The 10,825-nt window shown below is 69.7% G+C and carries 6 protein-coding genes; all 6 read left to right on the top strand.

The window, feature by feature from the left end; genetic code table 11:
- Positions 1–284 precede the first annotated feature (284 nt).
- The 6 genes from BKN37_RS23135 (at position 285) to BKN37_RS23110 (ending at position 10,747) form a co-directional block, all read left to right on the top strand.
- On the top strand, positions 285–1,184 hold the full coding sequence (locus BKN37_RS23135; RefSeq protein WP_071029279.1) for a class I SAM-dependent methyltransferase: 900 nt from the start codon (positions 285–287) through the stop codon (positions 1,182–1,184).
- A gap of 421 nt (positions 1,185–1,605) precedes the next feature.
- Positions 1,606–3,447: a type VII secretion AAA-ATPase EccA gene (eccA, locus tag BKN37_RS23130; protein ID WP_071029278.1), complete on the top strand. Its 1,842-nt coding sequence runs from the start codon at positions 1,606–1,608 to the stop codon at positions 3,445–3,447.
- Entirely contained in the window at positions 3,444–5,027 is a 1,584-nt protein-coding gene (gene eccB / locus BKN37_RS23125; protein ID WP_071029277.1) for a type VII secretion protein EccB, read from the top strand. Before eccA ends, eccB begins: the two co-directional genes overlap by 4 nt.
- Entirely contained in the window at positions 5,024–8,986 is a 3,963-nt protein-coding gene (eccCa, locus tag BKN37_RS23120) for a type VII secretion protein EccCa (RefSeq protein WP_071029276.1), read from the top strand. The genes eccB and eccCa overlap by 4 nt, the downstream gene beginning before the upstream one ends.
- Positions 8,987–9,023: 37 nt before the next feature.
- Positions 9,024–9,329: a PE family protein gene (locus BKN37_RS23115; RefSeq protein ID WP_071029275.1), complete on the top strand. Its 306-nt coding sequence runs from the start codon at positions 9,024–9,026 to the stop codon at positions 9,327–9,329.
- 2 nt (positions 9,330–9,331) lie between these two features.
- The gene (locus BKN37_RS23110) at positions 9,332–10,747 is read left to right on the top strand and encodes a PPE family protein (RefSeq protein ID WP_071029274.1); all 1,416 of its coding nucleotides are present in this window, start codon (positions 9,332–9,334) and stop codon (positions 10,745–10,747) included.
- Positions 10,748–10,825 lie beyond the last annotated feature (78 nt).

Here is a 10,825-nt window from a genome sequence, read left to right as displayed (position 1 = left end):
CCTGTTCAAAGCCATCGGGGTCGGAGCCCTCGCCCCAGCCACCGGGTAACCGGATCGGCCCCCAACTCACACCACCGGACGTCACCGCCACGCAACCCGCCCCGCCATCCAATTCCGCAACAGCCCGTCGCGGCCGAAATCACGGCCTGAGTACAGTCTCGATGCCCTCAGCGCAGTCTCGATGCCCTGAGTACAGTCTCGACGCCTTCACCGCAGACTCGGCGCCACCAGCGCAGGCTCGGGGCTCCAGGAGCCCCACAGTCAGTCGGCGTAATCTCGCTGGGATGCGAACCGATAGAGACAGCTGGGACATCACCACAAGCGTCGGCTCGACGGCGTTGTTCGTCGCGACCGCCCGGGCGTTGGAGGCGCAAAAGCCCGATCCGCTCGCCGTCGACCCCTATGCTGAGATGTTTTGCCGGGCCGTCGGCGGCGACTGGGCCGACGTGCTCGACGGCAACTGCCCCGAGCATCAGCTGAAGACCCCAGACTTCGGGGAGAACTTCGTCAACTTCCAGGGCGCCCGCACCCGCTACTTCGACACCTACTTTCGCCGCGCCGCCGACGCCGGCGTCCGCCAGGTGGTGATCTTGGCGGCCGGCCTGGACTCCCGCGCCTACCGGCTGACCTGGCCGGACGGCACCACCATCTTCGAGCTGGACCAGCCGCAGGTCCTCGAGTTCAAGCGCGAGGTGCTGGCCCGCCACGGCGCCCAGCCCAACGCCGAGCGGCGCGAGATCGCCATCGACCTGCGCGAGGATTGGCCGCAGGCCCTGCGCGACAGCGGGTTCGACCCGACGCAACCGTCGGCCTGGATCGCCGAAGGGCTGCTGATCTACCTGCCGGCCACCGCACAGGAGCAGTTGTTCACCGGCATCGACGCGCTGGCCAGCCCCGGCAGCCACGTCGCCGTCGAGGACGGCGCCCCGATGAATCAGGAGGACTTCGCCGCCGCCGTCGAGGAGGAACGCAACGCCGAGGACAGCCAGCGCGTCTTCTTCCAACTGGTCTACAACGAGCAGCACGCCCCGGCCGACCACTGGTTCAACGCGCACGGCTGGACCGCGGTCGGCACCCCGTTGGCCGATTATTTGCGCAGCGTGGACCGGCCGATCCCCGCGCCGGAGACCGAAGCCGGGCCGATGATCGCCCGCAACACCTTGGTCAGCGCCGTCAAGGAGTAGCCCGCAGCCGTCGGGGAACGAATCAACCCCCACGCGCCGTCGGTCGCTAGTGACCGACGGCGCGTTGCCGTTTGGGGAACTTTTGGGTTGCCGGCGACGACTACAGCCCCGGTAGAAGCAATTGTCATCCCCGGCGGGCCGAGGTACTGTGTCGGCCGAGCTTGTCGGAAATGATTTTCATTAAGGGTGGCCCTGGACCGAGGGCGCCCACGGGAGGTTGTCGTGTTCTCTGGCGGTGTGATGACCGGCAGGGCGGCGGACCGCTGCCAACTTCACTCACCTGCGGAAAGGGCGACCCAGTGCCGTCCGCAACTGCGGTCCGGGTCGGGCCCCGCAAACGTCTCGACAGTTAGCTTATGCAATGCTAACTTCAGCGCAGTTAAGAACTTAGGTAACACCATCTGGAGGGGGCGACCCAAGCATGGACAACGGTGACGTCGGCATGCTTGTGACCCGTACCAGCGCCCGCCGGGTGGACAGCGACATCGTCAGCCGATTCGCCACCTGCTGTCGGGCGCTCGGCATCGTGGTGCACGACCGGCAGCGGCCCGCCGACCTGGCCGCGGCCCGCACCGGGTTCAGCGCCCTGACCCGCGTCGCCCACGACCAGTGCGACGCCTGGGTGGGGTTGGCCGCCGCCGGGGACGTCTCGCCGCGGGTGCTGGAAGCGGCGTCGCGCACGGCGGCCACCGCCGGCACGTTGCAGCGGCAACTGGATCTGCGCCGCGGCGCGTTGGGATTCCAGTACGACACCGGCCTGTACCTGCAGTTCCGGGCCACCGACCCCGACGACTTCCATCTCGCGCACGCCGCCGCGTTGGCCACCGCCGGCCAGTTCGCCGACGCGCACCAGATCGTCGCCGAGATCGCCGAGCGCCGGCCGAGTTTCCACGACGCCCGGTGGGTCGCCACCGCGATCCACTACCGCGCCGAGCGCTGGTCGGACGTCGTCAAACTGCTGACCCCGATCGTCAACGACCCCACCCTCGACGCGCTGTTCGCCCACGCCGCCAAGATCACCCTGGGCATCGCGCTGGCCCGGCTGGGCATGTTTGCTCCGGCGTTGTCGTACCTGGAGGAGCCCGAGGGCCCGATCGCGATCGCGGCGGTCGACGGCGGGCTGGCCAAGGGGCTGGTGCTGCGGGCCCACGAAGATGAGGAAACCGCGGCCGAGGTGCTCCAAGACCTGTACGCGGCCAACCCGGAAAACGAGCAGATCCAGCAGGCGCTGTTGGACCACAGCTTCGGGATCCACACCACCACCGCCGACCGCATCGACGCCCGCAGCGACCCGTGGGACCCCGACACCGAACCCAGCGAAGCCGACTTCATCGACCCGGGCGCCCACGAGCGCAAAGCCGCGTTGCTGGTCGAAGCCGAACGCGAACTGGGTGAGTTCATCGGCCTCGACGAGGTCAAAAACCAGGTGCAGCGGCTGAAAAGCTCGGTGGCGATGTCCATTCGGCGTCAGCAGCACGGCCTGACCGTGGCGCAGCGCACTCACCACCTGATCTTCGCGGGTCCGCCCGGAACCGGTAAGACCACGATCGCCCGCGTGGTCGCCAAGATCTACTGCGGTCTGGGTCTGCTGAAGAAGGAGAACGTCAAAGAGGTGCACCGCGCCGACCTGATCGGCCAGCACATCGGCGAAACCGAGGCCAAGACCAATGCGATCATCGACAGCGCCCTGGACGGCGTGCTGTTCCTCGACGAGGCCTACGCCCTGGTGGCCACCGGCGCCAAAAACGACTTCGGTCTGGTGGCGATCGACACCCTGCTGGCCCGGATGGAAAACGACCGCGACCGCCTGGTGGTCATCATCGCCGGCTACCGCGCCGACCTGGACCGGTTCCTGGACACCAACGAGGGTCTGCGGTCCCGGTTCACCCGCAGCATCGACTTCCCGTCCTACACCCCGGCCGAGCTGGTCGAGATCGCCAACGTGATGGCCGAGCACCGCGACAGCGTCTTCGAACCGGCCGCGCTCAACGACTTGGAGACGCTGTTCACCAAGCTGGCCGAGGAATCCAGCCCCGACGCCAACGGGATCAACCGGCGCAGCCTGGACATCGCCGGCAACGGCCGGTTCGTCCGCAACGTGGTCGAACGTTCCGAGGAGGAACGGGAATTCCGGCTCGACCACTCCGAGCAGGCCGGCACCGAGACGTTTACCGATGAGGATCTGATGACGATTTCCGCTGAGGATGTAAGCCATTCGGTGGCACCGCTGCTGCGCGGCCTCGGCCTGTCGGTGCCGGCATGACGGCCCCGCAGCCCGAGGACGAACGGCGGTCGTTCACCTCCCGCACCCCGGTCAACAACAACCCCGACCAGGTCGCCTACCGCCGCGGCTTCGTCACCCGCCACCAGGTGACCGGCTGGCGGTTCGTGATGCGCCGGATCGCCTCCGGGGTTGCCCTGCACGACACCCGGATGCTGGTCGACCCGCTGCGCACCCAGTCCCGGGCGGTGCTGATGGGGGTGATCCTGCTGGTCACCGGCCTGGCGGGATGCTTTGTGCTGTCGCTGATCCGGCCCAACGGTTCGGTCGGCAACGACACCGTGCTCGCCGACCGGTCCACCTCCGCGTTGTACGTCCGAATTGGCGACCAGCTGCACCCGGTGCTCAACTTGACCTCGGCGCGGCTGATCGCCGGGCGGCCGTCCAACCCGACCATGGTGAAAAGCAGTGCGCTGGACCGGTTCCCGCGCGGCAACCTGGTCGGCATCCCGGGCGCCCCCGAGCGCATGGTGCAAAACACCAGCCGGGACGCGGACTGGACGGTGTGCGACGCGGTGTCGGGCCCGGCCACCGGCGTGACGGTGATCGCCGGCCCGCTGGACAGCGACGGTGCCCGCGCCGCCGACCTGGGCTCGGGTCGGGCGGTGCTGGTCCGCAACAACGACAGCTCCTGGCTGTTATGGGACGGCCGGCGCAGCCGCATCGACCTGCACGACCGGGCGGTGACCAGCGCGCTGGGCCTGGAGGCCAACGAGCTCACCCCGCGGCCGATTGCCGACGGGCTGTTCAACGCGATCCCGGAAGCACCGGCGCTGAGCGCCCCGGACATCCCGGACGCCGGAAACCCGCCGCAGTTCGGCATGCCGGTGTCCGCGCCGGTCGGAGCGGTGGTGGTCGCCCACGCCATCGACGGCGCCTCGGATAACACCCGGCAGTACTACGCGGTGCTGCCCGACGGGTTGCAGCCCATCACCCCGGTGCTGGCCGCGGTGCTGCGCAACACCAACTCCTACGGCCTGGACGCGCCGCCGTCGCTGGCCGCCGACCAGATCGCCCAGCTGCCGGTGTCGCGGGCACTGGACACCGGCCGCTACCCGGCGCAGTCGATCACCTTGGTCGACGCCGCCCGCGATCCGGTCAGCTGCGCGCACTGGAGCCAGCCCGATGGCGCCAGCACCAGCTCGCTGATGCTGCTGTCCGGCTCGGCGCTGCCGGTGTCCGACGAGGTGCGCACCGTGGACCTGGTCTCCGCCGGGGCCGGCGGCACCGCCACCCGGGTCGCGTTGGCCCCCGGCACCGGCTACTTCACCCAAACCGTCGGGCAAGGGCCGACCTCGCCGCCGGACGGCTCGCTGTTCTGGATCGGCGACACCGGGGTGCGCTACGGCATCGACGACCCGGCCGCCGGTCCCGGTCACGGCAAAACCCTTGAGGCGCTGGGCCTGACCTCGCCCGCGGTGCCCGTCCCGTGGTCGGTGCTGTCGCTGTTCGCGCCCGGGCCCGCGCTGTCGCGCGCGGACGCCCTGATCGCCCGCGACTGGCTGGCCCCCGACAATCGACCCGCGCGCCGGGTCGCAACCGAGCAGGAGGCCGCCCGATGAGCCGGCTGATCTTCGAAGCCCACCGCCGGCTGCCGCGGCCGCGGATCCGTGAGGGCACCATCGCGATCGAGCCGCCGCCCGAGCTGCCCCGGGTGATCCCGCCGTCGATGCTGCGCCGAGCGCTGCCGGTGGTGATCGTGGTGCTGATCGTCGGAATGATCGTGGCGCTGGTCGCCACCGGGATCCGGATCATCTCGCCGCAGACGCTGTTCTTCCCGTTCGTGCTGCTGTTGGCGGCCACCGCGCTGTACCGCGGCACCGACAACAAGATGCGCACCGAGGAGGTCGACGCCGAGCGCGCCGACTACCTGCGCTACCTGTCGGTGGTCCGCGACAACATCCGCGGCACCGCCGCCGAACAGCGCGCGGCGGCCGAATGGTCCCACCCCGACCCGGCCGATCTGGCCGCGGTGCCCGGGTCGCGACGCCAGTGGGAACGCGACCCGCACGACGACGACTTTTTGGTGGTGCGCACCGGCCGGCACGCGGTGCCGCTGGCCACCACGCTGCGGGTCAAAGACACCGCCGACGAGGTCGACCTGGAGCCGGTGTCGCACAGCACCTTACGGGGCTTGCTCGACACCCAGCGCACGGTGCGCGACGTGCCGATCGGCCTCAACCTGGCCCGGGTGTCGCGGATCACCGTGCTCGGCGAGGCCGACGAGGTCCGAGCCGCGATCCGGGCCTGGATCGCGCAGGCGGTGTCCTGGCACGACCCGTCCATGCTCGGGGTGGCGCTGGCCACCCCCGACCTGGAGGACCGGGACTGGTCGTGGCTGAAATGGCTGCCGCACGTGGACATTCCCGGCCAGCTCGACGGGGTGGGCCCGGCCCGCTACCTGGCGCCGAACCTGGACGCGTTGGCCGCGCTGCTGGGCCCGGCGCTGGCCGACCGGCCGGACTTTTCCGGTGAGCCCGCCGATGCGTTGCGGCACTTGGTGATCGTCGTCGACGACCCCGACTACGACTTGAACACCTCGACGCTGTCGGCCGGCTGGGCCGGGGTCACCGTAATCCAGCGCAGCGCGACCCCCCCGCACCGCGAGCAATACTCGGACCCGGAGCGGCCCATCCTGCGCATCGCGGACGGCGCGATCGACCGCTGGCAGAGCGGTGGCTGGGAGCGTTATGCCGATGCTGCCGACCAGCTCGGCGTCGACGAGGCCAGCCACCTGGCCCGGCGGCTGTCGCGTTGGGACTCCAACCCCACCCACGCCGGGCTGCGTTCGGCGGCCACCCGCGGCGCCACCTTCACCACGCTGCTGGGCATTCCGGACGCCAGCCAACTCGACGTGCCGTCGCTGTGGGCGCCGCGGCGCCGCGAGGACGAGCTGCGGGTCCCGATCGGTGTCACCGCCACCGGTGAACCGCTGATCTTCGACCTCAAGGACGAGGCTGAGGGCGGCATGGGCCCGCACGGCCTGATGATCGGTATGACCGGTGCCGGCAAATCGCAGACGCTGATGTCGATCCTGTTGTCGCTGTTGACCACCCACTCCGCCGACCGGCTGATCGTGATCTACGCCGACTTCAAGGGTGAGGCCGGCGCCGACATCTTCCGCAACTTCCCGCAGGTCGTCGCGGTCATCTCCAACATGGCCGAGAAGAAGTCGCTGGCCGACCGGTTCGCCGACACGCTGCGCGGTGAGGTGGCCCGCCGCGAGCTGTTGCTGCGCGAGGCCGGCCGCCGGGTCCAGGGCAGCGCGTTCAACTCGGTGCTGGAATACGAGGCCGCCCGCGAGCAGGGCGGGCCGGCGGTGGCGGACCTGCCGCCGATCCCGACCTTGTTCGTGGTCGCCGACGAGTTCACCCTGATGTTGGCCGACCACCCCGAATACGCCGAGCTGTTCGACTACGTGGCACGTAAAGGCCGGTCGTTCCGCATCCACATCCTGTTCGCGTCGCAAACCCTGGACGTCGGCAAGATCAAGGACATCGACAAGAACACCTCCTACCGGATCGGGTTGAAGGTGGCCAGCCCCAGCGTGTCCCGCCAGATCATCGGGGTGGAGGACGCCTACCACATCGAATCCGGCAAGGAACACAAAGGTGTGGGCTTTCTGGTGCCCGCCCCGGGCGCGGCGCCGATCAAGTTCCGCTCCACCTACGTCGACGGCATCTACGACCCGCCGCGCGAAGCGAAAGCCATTGTGGTGCACTCCGCTCCGGAGCCGCGGCCGTTCACGGCGGGACGGGTGGAACCCGACCACGACACCGTGGTCACCGGCGTCGACGACGACGACCTGATGGGCCCGCCGCGCAAGCTGATCGCCACCATCGGCGACCAGCTCGCCGAATACGGCCCGCGGGCACCGCAGCTGTGGCTGCCGCCGCTGGATGACCCGATTCCGCTGGGCGCCGTGCTGTCCCGGGCCGGGGTGGGCCCCGGCCAGTTCCGCTGGCCGCTGGGCGAGATCGACAAACCGTTCGAGATGCGGCGCGACCCGCTGGTGTTCGACGCCAAGTCCGCGGCCGGCAACGTGCTGATCCACGGCGGCCCGAAGTCGGGTAAGACGACCGCGCTGCAGACGTTCATCATGTCGGCCGCGCACCTGCATTCGCCGCGCGAGGTGACGTTCTACTGCCTGGACTACGGCGGCGGCCAGCTGCGGGCGGTGGAGGACCTGGCGCACGTCGGCAGCGTCGCCTCCCCGCTGGAGCCCGAGCGCATCCGGCGCACCTTTGGTGAGTTGGAGCAGCTGCTGCTGACCCGTCAGCGCCGCGAAGCGTTCCGGGATCGGCGCGACAACGGCTCCACGCTTGACGACGGGTTCGGCGAGGTGTTCTTCGTCATCGACAACCTGTACGCGTTCAGCCGGGACAACACCGACCAGTTTAACACCCGAAACCCGCTGCTGGCCAAGGTCACCGAACTGGTCAACATCGGCTTGGCCTACGGGATCCACGTGGTCATCACCACCCCGAACTGGCTGGAGGTGCCGCTGGCGATGCGCGACGGGCTGGGGCTGCGGCTGGAGCTCAAGCTGCACGACGCCCGCGATTCCAACGTGCGGGTGGTGGGCGCCCTGCACCGCCCGGCCGAAGCCGTGCCCGCCGACCAGCCGGGCCGCGGCCTGACCATGGCCGCCGAGCACTTCCTGTTCGCCGCACCGGAAACCGAGCAGGTGGGCGCGGTCAACGCCCGCTACCCCGGAGTCACCGCACCGCCGGTGCGGCTGCTGCCGACCAACCTGGCACCCGACGCAGTCGGCACCCTGTACCCGGGGCCGGAGCGGGTCGTCATCGGTCAGCGGGAAGAGGATCTGGCGCCGGTCGAACTCGACTTCACCGACAACCCGCTGCTGATGGTGTTCGGGGACAGCAAGACCGGCAAGACCACCCTGCTGCGCCACATCATCCGCACGGTGCGCGAGAACAGCACCGCCGACCAGGTGGCGTTCACCGTGTTGGACCGGCGGTTGCATCTGGTCGACGAACCGCTGTTCGCCGACAACGAATACACCGCCAACCTCGACCGGGTGATCCCGGCGATGATGGGCCTGTCGGCGATCATCGAGCAGCGCCGCCCGCCGGCCGGGCTGGCGCCGGCGGACCTGTCCCGCTGGACCTACACCGGCCACACCCACTATCTGCTCATCGACGACGTCGACTCGATCCCGGACACCCCGGCGATGACCGGACCGTATGTGGGGCAACGGCCGTGGGCGAACCTGATTGGGCTGCTGTCCCAGGCCGCCGATTTGGGGCTGCGGGTGATCGTCACCGCCCGGGCCTCCGGCTCCGGGCACGCGTTGATGACCAACACGTTGCTGCGCCGGTTCAACGACCTGCAGGCCACCACATTGATGCTGTCCGGCAACCCGCAGGACAGCGGAAAGATCCGCGGCCAGCGGTTCAGCCGGCTACCCGCCGGGCGGGCGGTCCTGTTGGGCGACAGCGACGTCGCGACCTACGTCCAGCTAATCAACCCGCTCGTCGACCAGAGGTTGGCGCGCTGATGTCCGCGATGTTCGAACGAGGGAAGGAGTACCAGTCATGACGCTACGAGTGGTTCCCGAAGGTCTGGAGGCGGCCAGTGCCGCCGTCGAGGCGCTGACCGCCCGACTGGCGGCCGCCCACGCCGGGGCGGCGCCGATGATCACCGCGGTGATGCCGCCGGCCGCCGACCCGGTGTCGCTGCAGACCGCGGCCGGGTTCAGCGCGCAGGGCAACGAGCACGCCGCGGTGGCCGCCCAGGGCGTGGAAGAGTTGGGCCGCGCAGGCATCGGCGTCGGTGAATCCGGGGCCAGCTACGCCGCGGGTGACGCCGCGGCCGCCGCGACCTATGGCGGCGGGCTGTAACCATGCCTGTCGGGCCAGTCTGGATCGCCTCACCGCCGGAAGTGCATTCGGCGTTGCTGAGCAGCGGTCCGGGACCGGGAGCGCTGCTAGCCGCGGCTGGCGCGTGGACGTCGCTGAGCGCCGAATACGCCTCAGTGGCCGAAGAACTCACCGGGATACTGGCCGCTGTGCAAACCGGGACGTGGCAGGGCTCGAGCGCGGAGACCTACGTCTCCGCGCACCTGCCCTACCTGGCGTGGCTGGCCCAGGCCAGCGTCAACAGCGCCGGGTCGGCGGCCCAGCACGAAGTCGCGGCCGCCGCCTACACCACCGCGTTGGCCGCCATGCCGACATTGCCGGAGTTGGCGCTCAACCACACCATCCACGGGGTGCTGGTCGCGACGAATTTCTTTGGCCTCAACACGATCCCGATCGCGCTGAACGAAGCCGACTACGTGCGGATGTGGATCCAGGCCGCCACCACGATGGGTACCTACCACGCGGTGTCCACCGTCGCCCTGGCGTCGGCGCCGCGCACCCAGAGCGCGCCGATGGTGATGAAGGCCGACACCACGCAGTCCACGGCTGCACAGTCAAGCGGCTCGAACTTTTTCGAGCAGATGTTCCAGCAGCTGATGCAGTTCCTGCAGAACCCGAGCGGGGCGCTCAGCTCAATCATTGCCAACCCCGCGGCCTGGTTCCCGCTGCTGTTCTTCATCGCCTATGAGGCGTTCTTCATTCCCGTCGGCTTCACCACCTGGGGAATGCTTTTCGCCTCGCCGCTGCTGATTCCGCTGATCCTGGCCATCGCCATCCCGCAAGTGATGGCGATGGCCGAACAAGCCCCGCCGGTCGACGACGTGCCCGCCGAGGCGGCCGCGACGCCGACCCAGGTGCGCGCCGAGCAGCCCAACAACCCGATGGCGGTGGGGCTCGGCGCGGGCGGCGGCGCGGGCGCGGCATCGGGGGCCCCGGCCGGCAGCGGCGCCCCGGCCACCGGTGGTGCGTCGGCTCCGGCGCCGGGCACCGGGATGTTCGGCTACCTGGTCGCCGGCGGGTATCCCGGAACCGGGTTCGGCCCCACGCTGACCGACCGCGACCACACCAAGGCGCCGGCCGTCGGGGTGCCGGCCGCGGCGGCCGCGGTACGGGCGTCGAGCCGGGAGAAGACCCGCGCCCGGCGGCGCCGCCGCACCGAGATGCGGGAGTTCGCCGACGCGTTCATGGACATGAACGACGAGCCGGTAACCCCGCCGGCGCCAGACGATTTCACCGCGACCGCCGCGTCGGATCGCGGTGCCGGGCCGTTGGGTTTCACCGGCACCACGCACAAGGAGAAAGTGGCGGTAGCGGCCGGGTTGGCGACGTTGGATGGTGACGAGTTCGGGGCGGGTCCGCGGGTGCCGTTGGTGCCGGAGACGTGGGAGGGGGAGTCGTAGCTGAGGGAACTTGTGGTGGGGTTTTGTGGACTATTTGGTGATCGAGTTGGAAGGGGTTAAGTGATGAGTTTGTTGGAT

It is taken from the genome of Mycobacterium talmoniae (assembly GCF_001854525.1).
Lineage (GTDB): Bacteria > Actinomycetota > Actinomycetes > Mycobacteriales > Mycobacteriaceae > Mycobacterium > Mycobacterium talmoniae.
Note: the sequence above shows the minus strand (reverse complement) of the source record. Positions and strands in the feature narration are given on the sequence as shown.